Source organism: Myroides indicus, from assembly GCF_004364575.1.
Lineage (GTDB): Bacteria > Bacteroidota > Bacteroidia > Flavobacteriales > Flavobacteriaceae > Flavobacterium > Flavobacterium indicum_A.
This window is the reverse complement of the sequence record NZ_SOAG01000014.1, coordinates 63295-84655: the sequence shown is the minus strand read 5'-3', so window position 1 is coordinate 84655 and position 21361 is coordinate 63295. Positions and strand designations below refer to the sequence as shown.

Here is a 21361-nt window from a genome sequence, read left to right as displayed (position 1 = left end):
TCTTCTCCAAAAGCCGGATCATCCGGATCCATCTGATCATAAACGCCTACCTCAGAAAGTAATTTAGCATTGTGAAACGTAGCTCCTGCCTTAAGCCCCAAAGCCAGCTTGTGTTCTCTACCTAAATCTAACGTATAGGAAAAGTCTCCGTAAACGTTGTTCTCTGTAATAGGTCCCAGTTTATCGTTGATAAAGGATAAGCCCAATCCCACATTTTTACCAACCCGGGTATGTCCGAAAAAAGTACCGGTGGCAGGTGCCCCTTCAAAGCCAACCCACTGCTTACGGTACAAAAGTCCCATAGACAAACTCTCCTTACTACCTGCATAAGCTGGGTTGATTACACTCATGTTATACATATACTGTGTGTATTGCGGGTTTTGTTGGGCTACAACTTCAAAAGAAGAACTCAAAGCAAAAAGCACCAGGAAACCTTTGATTACTATTTTCATATTTTTTATGCAAATTAAAAAATTCAGGTTGTTTCTTAGTATTAACGTTACTGTACCTCTGTCTATTTTTAAGAGTTTCAAAAATATCTAGGACAGAGGAATGATCCATTTGTTAATCTCTGGCAAAGTAGAAATTTTTTGAAGATTACTACTTTACCTGAGAATAACAAACTCTAACCAAAACTATTTATTTATCTGCACCCAACCTGTACGCATTTTACCATGTGCATGAATCACGTAGTAATACGTTCCGTCAGGAAGTTGCTTACCATCTTTGTTCTGTCCGTACCATTCATCAGTATAACCTGTTCCATGAGAATAAACCTCAGTACCCCAGCGGTTGTAGATTTTGATGTCCTCTACTCCATGAACACTTAAATCAAACGTATCATTCTTGCCATCACCGTTTGGAGAGATTCCTCTTGGAATCGGACAATCTTCATAAGTTATTGTAAAACTGCTTTCATCCGTACACAAACCGTCGTCTGAACTCGCATAAACATAAATGGTCTGTGCCATAGGGATCAGCATTCCTACTTGTAACTCTATACCTGAACCTTCAGGGCCACCCGGCTCGGTATAGTAACTGTTGTGCTCTGAAAGCGGTTTTAAATCATACAACTCACAACTCAGGGTTTGATCTTCAAATACATCTGCTGTAACAGGGGCGGTGATATCAACTATAAAAGAAGTTTCTTCGTAACATCCTTCTTCAGTATTCATCTGCAACAGGTAAATCGTATGCTCTCCCGGTTCAGATAAAATATCTCCTACTTTGTATTCTTTGCCTTCTGCTCCTGGTTCGGTGTAATAATACTGATCGCCATCCACATCAGGGAATGTATATTCTGCACAAACCTTAACATCTGTCGGCTTGCCTGGCATAGCACCCTGTTCTACCTTAATTCTCAAAATAAACACTTCATGACAACCTGTACGGGTATCTTCTATACGGATGTAAACACTTAAATCTTCTTCTCCTTCTACTACATAGGCTGTTTCATCAATCGTGTCTTCACTTCCCTCTGAAGCATCCTCTTCTGTGAGGTAATAAGCTGTTGTATAGTCTTCCCTATCTACATCGGCAAACATGTCCGCTTCTACCGCTGACAAGTCCAGCACTCTTTCATTCAGTGAGAATCGACACATTTCGAGTTCTGCCGGTGTGTGAACTACTTGAGAAATTGCAGGGTAAATTTCGATTACTTTTTCACCTACCACCTCACAATTTATCGTAGGATATCTTCCTACAACTTTATATGTTCCTGATTCACATGCTTCATACTCCGATTCAGTTGCACCAGGAATTTCCTCTCCGTCTTTGTACCACTGGATCTCTACATCCACATCTATTTCTTCATCTCCGCCTAAACCGGATTTTATAGTCACACATTCTCCTCCACATAGTGCATTACCGTCTTCCACCAGTAAATCATCTCCCAGATCTAAATCTCCCAAGTCAAAACTTCCTGCATTAAAGAATACGGCTGAAGTATGTGCTTTTGTTGTACAAAAATCCATTACCGCCAGCTTGATGTGATACTTACGTCCCGGCACCACATGAACAGTTTGAGACTGCATTTCTTTTGTCAATCCTGCATAATCAACCGCTGCATCCAACGGACTGTCAGCTCCAACACCACCAGGACTGTAGTGTTTCCAATAATATTCTACATTTACATCCGTACAACCCGACGCTATATCCTTACCTGATTTAACAGCATCCAGAATAGTATTCAGTGCGATTGGTGTCTCTGTATCTGGTATTTTAGCTAAATTAATTCCTTCTCCTGTGGTTAAATCAATTAACCAGGCAGCAAACATCGCCCCATTATTACAACCCGCAGTAGTACATGATTGATCATAGCTATTGGATGCAAACAGATACTCAAAATGAATGGAATCCTTTACAGGAATAAAATCAAATTCCAGTTCCGTTGAACGCATCGAACCACCACCTACGGAAGTTCCTCCTGCATCAGCAATGGCATCGTTTAAATCTTTATCTCCATTCCACCTGTGCGGATTATCTCCTCTGGCATTTGAGTCTCCGCCCGGAGCTGTGGTCCCTCCTCTGAATGGTCCCGCAACATATTCTATCTCTCCGGTAGAAAGCACTATCCCTTCATCAAACGGAAAATCAACACTGTCCTTTCTACTAAAATATCCCAATGTATTGACATCGAGCGTTGCCGGACTTCCGTCTGCTACCTTATAGTTAACATCAGATACTAAATCACAATCAGAGTCAACTAAAACATCTTTTACTAATTCTTCCGCTGTATAGTCTTCTCCACTTGGGCTTATGTCTAAAAAGCCTTTATCCGAAGTCGTCAAACAGAGTTTGAAAATAAAATCCGGTTGATCGTCTGTTCGTTCATAATTTCCTATTCTTACATAGTACTGCTGTCCCGGAGTCAGATCTCTCAATATTCTGGTTTTTTCTCCTGTGGCTGTAACCGTATAACACGCTATCGGCGGATTACCTCCCACCATAGCCGTACAGCTTTGATCGTATATCGAAATATAAAGTGTTGGTGAAAGAGTAGTACTCGGTAAGGCTACCAAATCTAACACCTCAAGCATATGTATATCAGATGTGGCTGTAAACTCAAACCAAACGTCATTTCTTATAAAATCATTACAAGTCGGTATTATATTCGGGTCAACTGAGGATTCTGTTGGCCCCAAAAGGGCTCCCGATACTGTTTTCTCACATTCTGTACCATCGTTTACCGGAATGTTCATTGCTCCCGAGCACTCATCACTTGCACCTACTTCGGTACCTCCTTCAGTCGGTGTACTCCAATCACTGTTATCATTTCCACCTGTACATTTTGCCCGTACATAAATGGTATAAGCTTTACCTTCGTCCAATCCGGTTATCGTTGTACTCGGACTTCCCGTTACAGTAGCCGTTTGAACGGGTGTAGCGGTTTCATCTTCTCCGTAATCAACTACAATAACCTCCCAGCTGGTTGCTCCTCCATCTTGTTCCCACTCTATATCTATCGTAGTAGTCGTCTGACCCGTTACCGTTACATAATAAGGTTCAGGGCAGGTTTCTACTTCTTTCAGCGTTACATCATCCAGGTAAAAATAAGTAGTACCCGTAGAATTCACATGCCACGCCAGATTAACATCTCCGGGAACTCCGGTAAAGAATACTACTTTTTCTTTCCAATCTCCCTCCTGATAAACTTCAGTTGGCAATATAGTAGTCGTGAATTTTGTTGTATCTACTCCATCGGAGGATAACAATATCTCCATCGAGCTGCTATAGGACGTTGAAGCGATATTTTTATAGCGATATTTCAACACATATGTTCCTGTATTCATGTCTATGGTTGGCGAAATCAACCAGTCATCGTGAGTTCCTGTACTACCGTAAAAATACATCGACTGATCTCCTTCATACACGCCAGATGCAGTATTATAAATACGCCAGATATTACTTCCTGTTGGAGAAGTAGAATCTCCGTTTCCATCTATGATGGTCCAGCATCTGTACGTTTTATCTGCGTCGTTAAACCCTTCCCAGAATGGTGTGGTATAAATATCACATGCTGTTATAAACTGATACGGTCCCTGCCAGATACTAAACTCTCCATTGCCACAATCCGTACGAACATAGAATTCATATTCTGTATTGGGCTCTAACGTTGTACCTGAAGCATCCTGAGTCACCGTATTTTCTTTATTTGTAGTAGCCGTTCCGCTACCTGAAGGAGCAGCTCCTCCGGCTTCCTGCACATAATATTCCCAGTCAGTAGCGCCAAACTCATCATCCCAAAAGATAGTTGCTTCATCTTTCTCTATATCTTTAACTCCCATGGTTGACGGTAATGGTTCACGACAACCGATTACTTCCTCTATAAACACATTATCTATATAAAGATAAGTATAGTTTGTCTCAGAAGTTACATGCCAGGCGATATTAACGTCCCCGCTAGCTCCGGAAATAAACACGTATTCTTCTTCCCACTCTGTACTTGGGTCGTATTTATTTTTAGGAACAACCGTAGTTGTAAATTTATCTGTATCTGTTCCCGAATCAGACAGCAATACTTCGAATTCATAATCATACGTAGCTGTAGTACTGGTTCGATAATGATATTTTAATCGATATGTTTTTCCTGTCTCAAAGGTAATGGTAGGAGAAATCAACCAATCGTCGTGCGGGCGCAACGAATCAGCTGATTGTGATCCGTAAAAATACATGGATTGCCCCCCTTCGTAATTAGTCGTACTTGTATGCCATATATTATTACCTGTAGGAGAGGTAGAATCGTCATTGCCATCTATGATAGTCCAACAATCTATTGTAGTGGAGCTGCCATTGAAACCTTCCCAGAAAGGTGTTGTAAATATCCCGCAGGCTGTTTTAAACTTGTACGGTCCGGACCATTCTCCGTCTACACCGTTTGCACAGTTTGTACGAACATAAAATTCATATTCCGTATTAGACGTTAAACTGTCTCCGTTTTTATCTTCATCTACAACCACTTCTGTCTTTGTAGTTGCTGTTCCTGTGATCGTTGGCAATGGTGTAGGGCCTCCTGATTTCTGTATAATATATTCCCAATCCGAACCAAAGTTATCCTCCCAATAAATGGTTGCTTTTTCTTCCTCTTCATCTTTACTACCTAAATTCATTGGTTCCGGACAATCTATCTCTTCTAAAAAAACATTGTCTATATATAAATAAGTTCCTGAATCAGGAGTGGTTACATGCCAACCAATATTGATATCGCCATTTTCTCCTCCGATAATTATTTTTTCTTCCTCCCAGTTCGAATCACTATGTCCGTTTTTGGTTAGTAGTACTTTTGTCAGTTCAGACGGATCTTGTCCGTTATTTGACAAAGCAACTTCGAAATCATTTTGATAAGTAGTACTTGTTTTATAGTGATATAACAATTTGTAATATTTTGTTGAATCTACCGTAAATGTTGGGGATATCAACCAATCATCATGAGGTGCAGCTGTAGAAGTCCCATAGAAATACATCATTTGATCACCTTCATACGGACTGACTGTATAACGTCTCCAAAGATTACTTCCTGTAGGAGAAGTAGCGTCATCATTAACATCAACGGTTACCCAACAGTCAATTGTAGGAGATGTGGTATTAAAACCCTCCCAGAATGGTAAAGTTTGAACATCACATGGTGTTCTGAACGTAAATGGTCCTATCCATCCACTGTTTTTACCTGCTCCACAAGTTGAGCGAACCCAGAATTCATACTCTGTATTAGGCTGTAAATTTCCGCTTCCTGTGCCATTGGTACGGGTTACGGTTACCGGTTTAGTACTAGTTAAAGTACCACTACCTGTTGGTTCTCCACCTCCTGCAGGTTGAACATACGTCTCCCATTCAGAATTAAGAGTATCTGTCCAATTAAACGTAGCCCGATCCGTTTCCAAATCACTGATTGCAATATCGTCCTCCGGTCCTATACAATCTACTTTTTCTAAAGTAATCAAATCCAGATATACATAAGTAGAGGTATTATCAGAAGTTACATGCCAACCGATATTAGCATCACCATCTACTCCTGTAATATACAATATTTTTTTCTCATAATCTTCATTCTTATACGTATCAGACGCTAATAAAGTAGTTGTAAACTCAGACGGATCTGTTCCGTTTGTAGAAACTTTTACTTCAAATTCATTATCGTATGAAGCATTGGTTCTATAGTAATACGTCAATTGATAAATATCTGCAGCATCCATTTCGATCGTTGGTGATACCAGCCAATCATCATGAGTTTTTCCGGAAGTTCCATAAAACCGCATACTGTAAGTGCCTTCATAAGCATATGTAGTACTACTATAAAGTTCCCATTGGTTTGAGGTAGAGGTTCCATCCCCATTTCCATCTACAACTGTCCAGCAATTTACGGTAGTGGAAGTTGTTTCAAAATCTTCTGTAAACGGCCAGGCAACTGGCGCACAAGTTGTTCTGAATACAAAAGGACCTATCCAGTCGCCAAAAGTTCCATCGGCACACTTTGCCCGAACATAAAACTCATACTCTGTATTATCGCTTAGATTTGCTCCGCTATTATCTTGTGTAACAGTTACTTCGTCGGCTGTGGAAGCTGTACCTGCTCCGCCCGGATATCCCTCTCCTTCTTCCTGAACTACATATTCCCAGCTTGAATTAAAGTCGTCTTCCCATAAGATAGTAGCTTTATCAGGCTCTATATCTTTAACGTCCAAATTCATAGGATCTGCACAGTCTACTTCAACAAGAGTCACGTCATCTAAATACACATAAGTAGCTGAGGAAGGAGTAGTTACATGCCAGGCGATATTAACATCTCCACTAATACCTCCTAAAAACAAAGTCTCTCCTTCTTCTGTACTGCTGCTATGCCCTTTTTTTGTCAAAAGGGTAGTTGTAAAATCACTTGTACCTGTTCCATTTTCAGAAAGTAATACCTCAAAATCATTGTCATAAGTAGTAGTAGTTTTATAAGTATACGTCAATTTATATATTTTGGTAGCATCCAGTGTAAATGCCGGTGATATTAACCAGTCATCATGAGGAGCCCCTGCTGAGGATCCATAAAAATACATCATCTGATCTCCTTCAATCGGACTGATTGTATAAGGTTTCCAGATATTATCTCCTGTAGTAGAGGTAGAATCATTATTTCCGTCTACGATCGACCAGCAGTCGATGGTAGTAGAATCCGTATTAAACCCTTCCCAGAAAGGAATCGTAAGAGCCGTACACTGTGTTGCAAATTTTACCGGTCCTACCCAATAGCTCTGATCCGTAGAACTGCAAACAGATCTATACCATACATAATAATGTTCAGCCGGAGTCAGACCAGTAAAATTATAGGTATTAGTATTATTTACACTAATTAAGCTAGAAGAACTATCTGGTTTAGCTGAGTCCGTTCCGAGATACAGTTCATATTCAGTAACTGCAGAGCCTGTAGGACCTGACCAGGTAGCTGTGGCACTAGCAGTTCCAATCCCACTTATTACCATATCTTTTGGACCGGAACAAGTAATTGAAGATAATTCAACATTATCAATGGCAGCAGCAGGAGGGTAAAATATAATCGAATCATTTGCCCACTGACATACAATTTTTATTTTTTTTCCTGCATAACTACTTAAATCAACAATGAGTGTTTCGGTTTGCCACGAACTTTGTTGCGTATATGGTCCCCCTACTAAAATACCATCTGTAGTGGTCAGTTTTGTCCCTGCTGTAGGCGAAAAAGTATCTTCTACTATCCAAACCTCCAGATAATCATATATAAATGATCCTGATCCTTCTCCTTCTACTCTATAGTCAAAAATTAAAGCAACATCTGACACTGTTGAAGGAATTGAAATATCATCACTAACAGCAAATGATACAGATGTACCTGTCGAATAGTTATTTGAAGTTCCTTTATCATCGGAAATATATAAAGATTTTGTACCTCCGTTTTTCACAGCACTGCCTATATACCAGGCATTACTCTCATTAGCAAAGGTCCATTTTGAAGTAGTTCCTTCAAAATCATCTTCAAAAAGAACATTCGCAGCACTACTAGCTATATTAAGTTTAGTTGCATTATCCAAACCTTCTTTCGATGCCTCAAATACTTTCTCTTTTTTGTTATATATATCAAAGAGGAGCCTGCCCATATCATATTCTTTATTGATAGCGAAGATCAAAACGCTACAAATAAGGAGCAAAGTGCTTGTTGCAATTTTTGTAAATTTACTCATAGTTTATTAATTTGGTTATTTTAGTTTTTCAAAACGGTATCTAAAGTTTGTCAAAATATTTTCTATTCTTTTGTTATGATAATATCAATACAGCAGATTCCTCTTATTTCAAAAGAAAAAAGAAAAAACTAGAGCACTTATTGTAAGGTGAAGTACTATTAGAATTAATAGCGATATTAAAAACTAGTAAAATTTACTTAACCAAGTAAATATATACTGTTACAGATTCTAGTTTTTAAGATTAAATACCTTAAAAAATAAAATAAATTTAAATCTTATAGATAGTTGTATTTTATATACAGCAAAATTCCACAATCTATAATGAGAACTATTTACGGAGATACATTTTATTTTGTGATTAATTTAGTATCTTTATCGTTCCTTATTAACAAACAAATATATATGATATTTTCATATTTAAAAATATCAAGTATGTTTTTTTAAGATTTTTTTTGTGATGAAAGAAATTACTACACGATTCTTTGAAGTATATAAACTCCTGAAGGAGGAAGGCAAAATAGCCTCGCAAGAAGAACTGGGAAGTATTATAGGCACTAACAAATCAGGTATTAGTGACATAAAATACGGCAGAAAAAAACTCTCCCTTGACAACCTTATAAATATGATTTCTTCATATGAAAACATTAACATAGAATTTATACTTTTTAACAAGAAGCCTGTTTTCAAAAATTTAAGAGAAGATTTTAGTATTACAACTAATTATTCTTACCTCATAGAACTGCAGGAAAAGCATATTCAAAAGCTGGAACAAGAAATTCAGCAATTAAGGAAAGGGGGAAATTCACTAATAAATAAATTCCATACAAGTGAATTTACAGAATGATAAGTCTATCATAAAAGTAGCTTTTTGATTGCTTTTCGATCAAATTAAATATATTATTTTCTGTTTTAAAAATATCTCAAAGAGCTTGATACTCTTTTCGAAAAAACCAACCGTATAGCAGAATAAACTCATATAAACCCTTGTATTCTCTTCGGATATCAGAAGTGATTTAATCATAGGCATACCCGACTCAAAGGCTCTTGGTAATCCTGTAATTCAGCATACCTGCTATGACTACATCTTTTCGGTAAGTTAATCCCCGGCAAGAAAATTACAAAATACTTGTCCGGGGATAACCAAATCTAACCAAAAAACTACTAAGTTACTTATTGATCTGCACCCATCCGGTGCGAATTTTTCCATGTGCGCGGATTACGTAATAATACGTTCCATCCGGAAGCTGTTTTCCGCTTTTGCTTTGTCCGTGCCACTGAGTAGTGTACCCTTCTCCGTGAGCGTAAACCTCCGTTCCCCATCGGCTGTAAATCTTAAGGCTTTCCACTCCGTGCGGCGTTAAATCAAAGACATCATTTAATCCGTCATTGTTCGGCGAAATTCCCCTTGGAATTGGGCAATCTTCGTAATCAATTGTAAAACTGTTCTCATCCGCACACAAACCGTCCTCTGAACTAGCATAGACATAAATAGTCTGCCCTTGAAGAATCTGCATGCCTTCGTACAACTCTGTTCCCTGTCCTTCCGGCTCAGTATAATAGTTGTTGTATTCAGACAAAGGCTTTAGCTCGTAGTACTCACAACTCAAGGTTTTATCTTCAAATACATCTGCTGTAACTGGTGCCGTGATGTTCACCTGATAAGCGGTTTCTTCATAACAGCCTTCCTCACTGTTGACCTGCAACAGGTAAATGGTATGTTCGCCCGGTTCGGCTAAAACGTCTCCCGTTTTATAAACTTTTCCTGCTCCGCCCGGTTCAGTATAGTAATACTGATTATTTGCTGTGACAGGGAAAATGTATTCCGCACAAACCCTCACGTTTTTTAATGAATCCGGAACCGCGCCTTCTTTTGGCTGAATATGTAACTCAAATACTTCGTGACAGCCGGTTACCGTGTTTTCTATACGGATATATACTGTTTGTGCCTGAGGTTCTTTGCCTATCGAATAATTTGCTGCATCGGCTATTGTATTTTCTGTTGTTTCGGCATCTGCTGTGGTATTGTAGTAACTAGTCGTATATATATTTCTGTCCACGGCTGCAAACATAGCGGTTTCTACAACGGTTAAGTCAACAATTGTTTCCTGTAAAGAATATTGGCAAACTGCAAGCGTTTCTGCCTGATGTACCGTTTCGGAAATAGCAGGATAAACCTCTACGACAATGGAAGCTGATGAACCACATTCCAGATCCGGGAATCTAACGTTGATAGCGTATTCTCCGTTTTCGTTAACTTCCAGGTCAGGACCATTAGCGCCGGGGATTAACACTCCGTCTTTGTACCACTCGATTTCTGTATAGAGTTCCTCGGAGGTAGCAATTCCTGATTTTAACATAACAAACTCTTCATCGCAAAGTGCATTATTTGTTTCTATTAACAAATCTTCTCCTAAATCCAAGTTCCCAAGATCAAAGCTTCCCGCACTAAAGAAAACCGCAGAAGAATGAGATGGTGTCGGACAAAAATCCATTACAGCTAATTTGATATGATATTTGCGTCCCGGTACCACATAAACAGTTTCTGAACTCATATCTATAGTTGAACCTGAAAAATTAATAGGAGCTTCTAAAGGATGCGCATTTCCGTTATCATAAGCATTCCAGAACAGCTCAGGATGACTTGAACAAGGAGTGTTTTTTATTTTTTTATTGTCCCAAATTGTGTACAATGAAATAGGCGTTTGTGTCCCTTTTATTTTAGCGAGGTTCTGTCCCTTTCCTGTGGTAGCATCAATCAACCAGGCAGCAAATAAAGCTCCATTTTGACAAGTATATGTGCAGGCACCATAACTATTCGAGGCAAAAAGATAGTCAAACTTAATACTATCCTTAACCGGTATAAAGTCAAACTCCAACTGAGTTACCCGCTTATCATCACGAGGCCCACCTCCTGCATCGTTGATAGCATCATTGATATCTTTATCTCCAATCCATCGATGAGGATTATTTCCAAATCCCCCTCCACCATAAGGTCCCGGAACAAATTGTACTTCACTAGTTGATAAAACAATTCCTTCTTCAAATGGAAATATAGAATTATTTTTATTAAAGTAACCCAACGTATTTACAGAATGCGTATTTGAGCTTCCATTTCCTACCTGATACCTTACATTGGATACCAAATCACAATCTGACAGGATCAATACATCTTTTACCAATTCTTCCACCATATAATCTTCTCCACTGGGGCTTACTTTCAGAAAACCCTTCCCCGAAGTAGTCAAGCAAAGCTCAAAGAAAAAGTCCGGTTGTTGACCATTTATTAAATTATTATCCCTGTCTATACGGAGAAAATTTCCTATTCGTACATAATATTTTTGATCTGGAATCAAGTCTCTCAAGATGAATCTATCACCTTGTCTACCAATCGTATAACATATTATCGGCGAATTACCTCCTACCATAGCCATACAAGGCTGATCATAAATAGCTACAAAAAGGAGTGGAGAAAGATTAGTTGTTGAAAATGCTTCTAAACCTAACACCTCAAGAGTATGTGCAGTGGATGTAGCTGTAAACTCAAACCAAACATCATTTCGAAGATTAGAACTACAGACAGGTATGGTGTTTGGTGCAGCTCCGGATTCTGTTGCTCCTAAAAGAGTTCCAGTCACTGTTTTCTCACATTCCAGCGTACTGTTCACCGGAATATTTACCGCTCCCGAACACTCGTCGTTTGCCCCCACCATTTCTGTACCTCCATTTATAGGCGTACTCCAATCACTATAGGTCTTACCATCCGTACATTTGGCTCGAATATAAATAGTATAAATCTTGCCTTTATCCAATCCGGTTAATTTTGTTTTTGATGTTCCTTTTACATTTATAGTCTGAACCGGTGTTGCTGTTTCATCTTTGCCATAGTCAACTACAATTACCTCCCAGGAGGTAATTCCTCCATACTGCTCCCACTCTATATCTATTGTAGTAGTGGTCTGACCAGTTACCGTTACATAATAGGGCTCAGGACAGGTTTCTACTTCTTTAATAATAACATCGTCTAAATAAACATGAGTATACTCGGTAGAATTTACATGCCAGCCCAGATTAATATCTCCGGCAACTCCGTTAAAGAACACTACCTTTTCTTTCCAGTTTTCTGCTCTATAAATCTCGGTCGGTAATACAGTAGTTGTAAATTTCGTTGTGTCTATTCCCTGAGAAGATAACAGTATTTCAGTAGACCAAGAAGACCTAGCAAATGTTTTATAACGATATTTTAGTACATAGGTTGTCGATTTCATTTTGATTTTCGGTGAAATTAACCAATCATCATGAGGTTTAAGTCCATCATTAGTAGCATCAAAACACATTGACTGATCGCCTTCATATACGCCTGATGCAGTATTATAAATACGCCAGATATTGCTTCCTGTAGGAGAAGTAGCATCTCCGTTTCCGTCTATGATAGTCCAGCATCTGTACGTTTTATCTGCGTTGTTAAACCCTTCCCAGAATGGTGTGGTATAAATATCACAGGCTGTTATAAACTGATATGGTCCCTGCCAGATACTAAACTCTCCATTGCCACAATCCGTGCGAACATAGAATTCGTATTCTGTATTGGGCTCCAGCGTTGTTCCTGAAGCATCCTGAGTCACCATATTTTCTTTATTTGTAGTAGCCGTACCTGATCCTGTCGGTGTACTTCCTCCTGCTTTCTGAACTGTGTACTCCCATTTAGACGCGCCAACATCATCGCTCCAAGAAAGGGTTGCCTCTCTCTTATCTATATCTTTTACATCCAGATTTAAAGGTTCAGGACATCCTGTAACCTCTTCTACAAACACATTGTCGATATAAAGAGTCTTGGATCCCGTGCCTTTTACGTGCCAGACCAGATTAACACTTCCGCTCAATCCCGAGATAAAAACCTTCTCTTCTATATAACTGTCATTTTTATAAGCCTTGTCTTTAACAACCTCTTTTGTAAAATCAGAAGGTTTAATCCCGTTATTGGATGCCAAAACCTCAAAATTGCTATTGTCATCATGTGGATATCCTTTATAATGATACTTTAAACGGTAAATTTTCCCCGGATCAAAGGTAAAAGTCGGAGAAATCAACCAATCATCTGTACTAACTGTATTATCATAGTCATAAACATAGAAGTACATAGCATGCGACCCTTCATACTGGCTATAATTATTATATTGACGCCACATTCCGGAACTACTTGTCCCATCGCCATTAGCATCAAGAATCGTCCAACAGTAAATACTTTCTGATTTACTGTTAAATCCTTCCCAAAACGGTGTTTTTAATACATCACAAAGAGTTCTAAAAGTAAATGACCCAATCCATTCACCGTATTTACCGTTTGCACATTTCGAACGAACATAAAATTCGTATTCCGTATTAGCTTCTAAATTATCGCCATTTTTATCTTTAGTTATAACAACTTCATTATTTTTAGTTGTTGTCCCTGTTGCAGTTGGAATTGGTGTAGAGCCTCCTGATTTCTGTACAATATATTCCCAATCTGAGTTGAATTCATCATTCCAATAAATTGTTGCTTTATGTTTTTCTTCATCTTTACTTCCTAACTCTATCGGTTCAGGGCAAGCTACTTCTTCTATAAATACATTATCTATATACACATAGGTATATTGTGTTGAAGAGGTTACATGCCAGGCTAGATTAACATCTCCACTAACTCCGGCAATGTAAGCAGTTTTTTCTTCCCACGCTGTACTTGGATTGTATTTCTTTTTAGGTACAACCACATCCGTAAAATTAGAAGTATTATCTGTTCCTGTTTTAGACATTAGCACAGCAAATTCATACTCATAAGAAGTAGTACTTGTAGTTCTGTAATGGTACTTTAATCTATAATATTTGGTAGGATCCAACGTAAAGGTCGGAGATATCAACCAGTCATTATGTGGTAAATTTACCGACGAAGTACCATAGAAGCGTGCTGACTGATCACCTTCATAATTTGTTGAGGTCATATGCCAAATATTACTTGTAGCCGAAGTAGAATCTCCGTTTCCGTCAATTATACTCCAACAACTCAAGGTTGTCGAATTTTTATTAAATCCTTCCCAGAAAGGCAGTGTCTGCACATCACACGGTGTTCTGAACTTAAATGGTCCTACCCAACCGCTGTTTTTTCCCGAACCGCAGGTAGAGCGAACCCAAAATTCATACTCTATATTCGGTTGTAAATTTCCGCTGCCTGTGCCATTGGTACGGGTTACTGTTACCGGTTTACTGGTCACTAAAGTACCGCTGCCCGTAGGTTTTCCACTCCCTGCCGCCTGAACATAGGTCTCCCACTGAGAATTTTCGGTATCCGTCCAGTTAAACTTAGCCTTGTCGATCTCCAGGTCACTAATTGTTATATCGTCTTCCGGACCGATACAATCAATTTTTTCAAGTTTAATATTATCCAGATATACATCGGTATAGCTGCTATTACTTGAAGTTACATGCCATCCTATGTTGGCTTCTCCGTCTACTCCATTGATATACAATATCTTTTTCTCATAATTTCCGTTCTTATACGTATCTGATGCCAACAAAGTAGTTGTAAACTGACTTGGATCGGTTCCAGTAGTAGATAGTTTCACCTCAAAATTATCTTCATAAGAAGCATTCGTTCTATAATAATAAGTGAGCTGATACATATCTGTATTTTTCATCTTAATCTTTGGAGAAATCAACCAATCATCAAAAGGTTTTCCTGCTGATGTTCCATAAAAACGCATACTGTAAGTCCCCTCATACGCGTAAGTAGAACTACTGTAAAGTCCCCATGTATTTGTTTTTGTCGTTGTTCCGGTTCCTTCATTTCCTACATCAACAACTGTCCAACAATTTAGTGTAGTAGAATTGGTTTCAAAATTTTCTGTAAACGGCCAGCTAACCGCTAAACATTCTGTTCTAAATGTGAAAGGACCTATCCAGTCACTAAAATCGCCGTTGGAACATTTGGAGCGAACATAAAATTCGTATTCGGTATTATCTGTTAAATTAGTTCCGGATTTATCCGTGGTTATAGTTACTTCTCTGGTGGTAGAAGAGGTGCCGGTGCCACTGGGATAGCCTTCTCCTTCTTTCTGTACAATATATTCCCAACCGGTATTAAAATCATCTTTCCAAACAATTGTTGCCTGGTCTGCTTTGACACCTTTTACATCCAACTCTTCGGGATAAGCACAATCCACTTCAACCAGTGTTACCTGGTCTAAAAACATATAGGATCTAGCAACCGCTGTTGTAACTTGCCAGGCAAGGTGAATATCGCCACTGATGCCTCCGATAAGCATTATTTCTTCTTCCCATACAGCATTATTATAGCTCTTTTTAGTAATAAGCGTTGTCGTGAAACCACTCAAAGCGGTTCCACTTTGAGAAAGGAGCACTTTAAAATCAGCAGCATTACTTTTTTGTGCTTTGTAAAAATAACGCAACTGATACACTTTTGCAGCATCCAGCGTAAAGGCGGGAGAAATCAACCAGTCATCATGTGGTATTTTTGAAGTATCTACTTGAACACCCTGAAACAACATCGTTTGATCTCCTTCATAGGGAGTTGATGTAAATTGTTTCCAAATATTACTACTTGTTGGAGTTGTAGCATCATTATTGTTGTCAACAATTGTCCAGCAATTAATAGTGGGTGAATCGGTATTAAATCCTTCCCAAAACGGCGGGGTAAAAGCGCTGCAAGATGCGGCACTTTCATCTGTTTTTGATGCTTTTATTTTTTCATCCTTCTGATCGGCATCAAAAAACATCGACCTATCCAAGTCAGATGGCAGGTTTTCTGCATGAGGTGTCTGTCCGGTATAATGCTGAACAGCATAAACAGCTGCCAAAAAGCACCATATTACGGTTAAAAAATAAAGTCGTTTTTTGTTCATAATGTAATATTTTAGGTTATTGGTCAAGATTTTTGTTAAGGCTTAGTGCAAACAATTTATCCACAACAAAAGCAACTAACTTAAAATCCTATTACGCAATTTATCTCTATTACATCTATTTCCTTCTTTTTTGCGGTAAGCAAAAGGTAAGCAAAACTGGATTTTTTATTTATTTAAAAATCTAAAAATCAACGACTTATCAATTTAAATGTTAAAAAAACAAAAACAACTGTTATGATAACTTTAAAAAATGAACCAAATCACCACGTTTTGACAAATTCATCTAAATCTATCTCTTTTTCTATATTAAGTTTTTTTCTGATACGGCTTCGGGCAGTTATTAAGCTTCTATGTCCCATATTTAATAAAGAAGCCGTTTCATAAATATCCATATTTGTTTTGATATAAGTACATATTTTTATTTCTGCTTTAGAAAGCTGGGGATATTTTGTTTGGATTGTTTCAAAAAAGGCAGGATGTACTTTTTGAAAAACGGTTTTAAACCGTTCCCAATCTTTTTCCTGATTATTTAACCGTCGTATAGCGGTTTTTAATTCATTACTTATTTTACCTTCATCTTTACTGTAATCTATAATCTGTTCTACTTCTGATAAAAAATGATTTTTAGAGAGTAACTGTGCATTGATAACGGTGAGTTCTCTGTTTTTTTTATCCAGTTCGTATTCGTATCTTTCTTGGTGCATTTTTTTTAACCTGATTTCTGTTTTCACTTTTTCTGCCAGTTTATTTTTTTCCAGTTCGCTAATACGCAAAGATTTTTTATTATTTCTGTACAGAGAAAACACAGTAAATACAATTCCGCAAATAACCAGAATACTAATCGCATAGGTTTTAGTTTGACTGAGCCGTTTTTGCTTTTCTACTTCCAATTCTGTATTGAGTAATTTATTCTGGTATTCCTGTTCTTTTACCTGGCTGCTCCAGCGTACCTCATCAATCCGGGATTTTACTTTAGCACCTCTTAAACTATCTGCTAATTGATAATATTGGACTAAGTAATCATTTCCTTTTTTGTAATCGTTCTTTTGAATATACAAATCAGAAAGGTTTCTTAATACTGCTATATCTATAAAATCTCCAGCTTGTTCCAGTCCCTTTTCATACATTTCGATGGCCCGGTTATAATTTTGTTCTTCTTGATGTAAATAACCATAGTGCAACAGTAGATGTCCCTGAAACAGCGTGTCTCTACTCTCTTTTGCTACCTGATAGGCTTCGTCTATATACGTTTTTGCTGCTGCTACATTTCCTGTACTGATCTCAATATCTCCTAAGTTCTTTAATGTCATCATCGTACTTAATGCATTATTTCGGTTTTTAAAGATTTGAAGAGCAGACAATAACTGACTTCTCGCTTGGTCATATTCTCTTTTTTGCAACTGTAATCTACTCAAACTTGAATAAAGTGAAGCCATACCTAATGAATCGTTCAACTGTTTATAAATTTCAAGAGCTTGCTCATAATAAGAAGATGCTTTTTCATTATCTAAAAACAGATAAGTACTTCCAAAGAATTGATATGTATCAGCTATGTGTTTCTTCATCTGATGCTTTTGAAAGAAATCCTGCGCCTTAACGGCATATTCCAGACCTTGAGTATAACTATCATAAGTTAGATAATAATAGCCCAGCTTTAAATTAATTTTAGCTTCTAAAAGAGAGTCTTTCTCAATTTGAGAATACAGCAATCCTTTGTTTAGGAAAAAAAAACACTGTCCTTTTTACTATAATTTTTAAAAGCTTTTGCTTTGTAGAAATAAGTATATGCCAGTAATAAAGTATCTTTACTTTCAACTGCTAAATGATGTAATTCATCTATTTTTATCTTTAAGAGAGGCGAATTATAATCAAATAAAGAGTCCAGTTCTTTATTGTACCCTATGTATTTTGCGTCAATTGATGAGTTTGATGTTTTTAATTGAGAGAAAGAGGTTTGAAAATTTCTATAAAACAGAACCAATATACCGGCAACTAGCAGGAAAAGCATAGTACTAATTAATACTTTATTTTTATTTTTTAGTAGCATTTCATCTTCTCTTATAATAATTATTACATAACAAAAATAAACATTCTTTTACAGTTAACTAAAAATTAACATTTAAGTATTGTCTATAAAAAGAGACCTGTCAAAATTTTGACAGGTCTCTTTTAAAATATTATACGATAGATTCTATTTATTAAGAGCTTCTGCTCCTCCTACAATCTCTAAGATTTCGTTTGTAATAGCTGCCTGACGAGCTTTATTATAGCTCAATGTCAACTGGTCTTTTAATTCTTTTGCATTATCTGTTGCTTTATGCATCGCAGTCATACGCGCTCCGTGCTCAGAAGCTGAAGAATCTGCGATTGCTTTAAAGAGTTGTGTTTTTAATGACAACGGAATTAACGTTTCTATAATTTCCTCTTTTGAAGGCTCATAGATATAGTCAGAAGATGTATTGCTACTACCTTTTTCGACAGGTAACAACGGCAAAAACTGTTCTGTAACGACAACCTGAGTTGCCGCATTTTTAAACTGATTATAAACAATCTTAATCAGATCATATTTTTCTTCAACAAAAGCATCCATTAAGGTCTGAGCAATATCAGCGGTATGCTCAAAATCAAAATGTTCGTATAAATCGCTTTTATTAGCAAATACACTAAACGATTTATTTAAAATATCATGCCCTTTTTTACCTATAGTAAGAATATCTACTTTAGCAGTCCCAAAAGAGGTTTTCAGAGCATTAGTCTGTTTAATCACATTGGCGTTAAACGCACCGCACAATCCTCTGTTTGAAGTAACAACAACCAGAAGAACATTTTTCACTTCTCTTTCCTGTGAATAAACGCCAGAATTATCTTCTAATGTAGCACTGATATTTTGTATTAATTCAGTCAACTTTTCAGAATACGGACGCATTGCAGTGATTGTATCTGTTGCTTTTTTTAATTTTGCAGCCGATACCATCTTCATTGCAGAAGTAATCTGCATGGTTGATCCAATAGATGAAATTCTGTTACGTATTTCTTTAAGATTTGCCATTGTTCTTTTATATATGCTACATGTACCGGAAATCTAAGAGATATTCCGGTACAATTTATTTTTTAATATTTTGAAGCAACTTCCTTAGCTACTTTTTCCAAAACAGCTGTAATCTCGTCTGTGAATTTACCTGCTTTTAACTGGTTCAAGGTATCTTTATGACTTGCATTTAAAACCTCCAAGTAATCTTTTTCAAATTCTTTTACCTTATTCACCGGTACATTTCTCAAAAGATTCTTAGAACCCGCATAAATAATTGCTACTTGATTTTCTACCGTATAAGGATCGTTTACAGCCTGTTTTAAGATCTCAACGTTACGTTGCCCTTTAGAAATAACATTCATCGTAGCCGCATCCAAATCAGAACCAAACTTAGCAAAAGCTTCTAGCTCCCGGTATTGCGCCTGATCTAATTTTAAAGTTCCGGCAACTTTTTTCATTGATTTAATCTGAGCTGACCCTCCCACACGAGATACAGAAATACCTACGTTAATAGCAGGGCGTACTCCAGAGTTGAACAAGTCAGACTCTAAGAAAATCTGTCCGTCAGTAATCGAAATTACGTTGGTAGGAATATACGCCGAAACATCTCCTGCCTGTGTTTCAATAATCGGTAATGCAGTCAAGGATCCTCCACCTCTTACAAATGGCTTAATTGAATCCGGCAAGTCGTTCATATCCTTTGCTATGTCATCATCTCCAATAACACGTGCCGCTCTCTCTAACAACCTTGAGTGCAAATAAAATACGTCTCCAGGATATGCCTCACGTCCCGGTGGTCTTCTTAAAATCAAAGACATTTCACGGTAAGCTACAGCTTGCTTTGACAAATCGTCATAAATAATCAATGCAGGACGTCCTGTATCGCGAAAATACTCTCCAATAGCAGCACCAGCCATAGCAGAATAAACCTGCATCGGAGCTGGGTCAGAAGCATTAGCAGCAACAATGATAGAGTAATCCATTGCTCCTTTTTCTTCTAATGTTTTTGCAATTCCGGCAACAGTTGATGCTTTTTGCCCAATTGCTACATATATACAATATACTGGTTGCCCAGCATCATAAAATTCTTTTTGATTTAAAATCGTATCGATACAAACCGTTGTTTTTCCTGTTTGACGGTCACCAATAACCAACTCACGTTGTCCTCTTCCGATCGGAATCATTGCGTCTACTGCCTTAATTCCTGTTTGCAAAGGTTCTGTCACAGGCTGACGATAGATAACTCCGGGAGCCTTACGCTCTAATGGCATTTCGTACAAATCACCTTCAATAGGTCCTTTTCCATCAATTGGCTGTCCGAGTGTGTTCACCACACGTCCTACCATTTTTTCACCTACTTTAAGCGAAGCGATACGACCTGTTCTCTTTACTGTTGTACCTTCTTTTACACCTACAGAAGAACCTAACAATACAATACCTACATTGTCTTCTTCAAGGTTTTGTACCATTGCTTCTAATCCGTTGTCTAATACAACTAACTCTCCGTACTCTGCATTTGTTAACCCATAAACACGGGCAACTCCATCTCCTACTTCAAGCACAGTTCCTACTTCTTCTAAAGAAGCTTCAGAGTTAAATCCAGATAACTGTTTCTTTAAAATCGCTGATATTTCAGCTGGTTTAATTTCCGCCATTTTTATCTATGTTTATACACGAATATTCGTGCGGTGATTTTTTAATTTGTTAATTCTCTTTTTAAAAGTTGTAATTGATTTGCTATAGAAGCATTGTACTGTTTGTCTCCTATTTTAAGGATAAATCCTCCCAAAATTGACGAATCTACTATATTTGAAATTGAAATTGATTTTCCGGGTGCCAATGCTCTTGCCTTTTCCAGAACTTTACTCTCTAAAACAGCATCCATCGGCACTGCCGTAGTTACTATTACTTTTTCAATTCCCTTTAACACATTGTACTGTCTTTGAAACTCCAACGCAATAGCATTGAGAAGTTCAAATCTATTGTTTGTGTTAAGCAATTTAAACAATTCTTTTGTTCCCTCATTGACCGATGCAAACACTTCTAAAAGAGCATTGTATTTAACTTCGTTTTTAATAATCGGATTATTCAGAAAAATATTTAATTCTTTGCTTTGAGATATTGATTGGGAAATCAGGATCATGTCATTATTTATAGCATCAGCGTTTCCTTTTTCGCTAGAAATTTCTAGTATTGCTTTTGCATAACGTGCAGCTGCTCTTGTGCCTACCATAATGATT

General features: G+C 37.6%; 9 protein-coding genes. 1 reads left to right on the top strand and 8 read right to left on the bottom strand.

Annotated elements, in window-relative coordinates; translation table 11 throughout:
* Both C8P70_RS07270 and C8P70_RS07265 read right to left on the bottom strand, forming a co-directional pair.
* Positions 1 to 452, bottom strand: a 452-nt coding sequence (locus C8P70_RS07270; protein WP_133712677.1) for a PorP/SprF family type IX secretion system membrane protein, incomplete at its 3' end; no start/stop codon positions are given.
* A 183-nt stretch (positions 453 to 635) separates the two neighbouring features.
* Positions 636 to 8198, bottom strand: coding sequence for a choice-of-anchor J domain-containing protein (locus tag C8P70_RS07265; protein WP_133712676.1), 7563 nt, complete (start codon positions 8196 to 8198; stop codon positions 636 to 638).
* 454 nt (positions 8199 to 8652) lie between these two features.
* Between C8P70_RS07265 and C8P70_RS07260 the strand changes: the two genes are divergently transcribed.
* Complete coding sequence (locus C8P70_RS07260) at positions 8653 to 9042, top strand: helix-turn-helix domain-containing protein (protein WP_133712675.1); 390 nt, start codon at positions 8653 to 8655, stop codon at positions 9040 to 9042.
* Positions 9043 to 9364: 322 nt separating this feature from the next.
* On the opposite strand, the gene C8P70_RS07255 is transcribed toward C8P70_RS07260, so the two are convergent.
* The 6 genes from C8P70_RS07255 to atpH all read right to left on the bottom strand — a co-directional run bounded on the left by C8P70_RS07255 (position 9365) and on the right by atpH (position 21354).
* A complete protein-coding gene (locus C8P70_RS07255) occupies positions 9365 to 16090 on the bottom strand; it encodes a choice-of-anchor J domain-containing protein (RefSeq protein WP_133712674.1) in 6726 nt (2241 codons plus the stop codon).
* Between the two features lie 260 nt (positions 16091 to 16350).
* Complete coding sequence (locus C8P70_RS07250; protein ID WP_133712673.1) at positions 16351 to 17799, bottom strand: tetratricopeptide repeat protein; 1449 nt, start codon at positions 17797 to 17799, stop codon at positions 16351 to 16353.
* 8 nt (positions 17800 to 17807) lie between these two features.
* Entirely contained in the window at positions 17808 to 18137 is a 330-nt protein-coding gene (locus C8P70_RS07245) for a hypothetical protein (protein WP_133712672.1), read from the bottom strand.
* Positions 18138 to 18281: 144 nt separating this feature from the next.
* A complete protein-coding gene (gene atpG / locus C8P70_RS07240; protein WP_133712671.1) occupies positions 18282 to 19139 on the bottom strand; it encodes an ATP synthase F1 subunit gamma in 858 nt (285 codons plus the stop codon).
* A gap of 62 nt (positions 19140 to 19201) precedes the next feature.
* Complete coding sequence (atpA, locus tag C8P70_RS07235; protein WP_133712670.1) at positions 19202 to 20776, bottom strand: F0F1 ATP synthase subunit alpha; 1575 nt, start codon at positions 20774 to 20776, stop codon at positions 19202 to 19204.
* A 41-nt stretch (positions 20777 to 20817) separates the two neighbouring features.
* The gene (gene atpH / locus C8P70_RS07230; protein WP_133712669.1) at positions 20818 to 21354 is read right to left on the bottom strand and encodes an ATP synthase F1 subunit delta; all 537 of its coding nucleotides are present in this window, start codon (positions 21352 to 21354) and stop codon (positions 20818 to 20820) included.
* Between the last annotated feature and the right edge of the window lie 7 nt (positions 21355 to 21361).

Bases quoted from the DNA above. Each gene is read 5' to 3' on its own strand.
- C8P70_RS07265 (WP_133712676.1), bottom strand. From the start codon at position 8,198: ATGAGTAAATTTACAAAAATTGCAACAAGCACTTTGCTCCTTATTTGT.
- C8P70_RS07255 (WP_133712674.1), bottom strand. From the start codon at position 16,090: ATGAACAAAAAACGACTTTATTTTTTAACCGTAATATGGTGCTTTTTG.
- C8P70_RS07245 (WP_133712672.1), bottom strand. From the start codon at position 18,137: ATGCTACTAAAAAATAAAAATAAAGTATTAATTAGTACTATGCTTTTC.
- atpG (WP_133712671.1), bottom strand. From the start codon at position 19,139: ATGGCAAATCTTAAAGAAATACGTAACAGAATTTCATCTATTGGATCA.
- atpA (WP_133712670.1), bottom strand. From the start codon at position 20,776: ATGGCGGAAATTAAACCAGCTGAAATATCAGCGATTTTAAAGAAACAG.
- atpH (WP_133712669.1), bottom strand. From the start codon at position 21,354: ATGGTAGGCACAAGAGCAGCTGCACGTTATGCAAAAGCAATACTAGAA.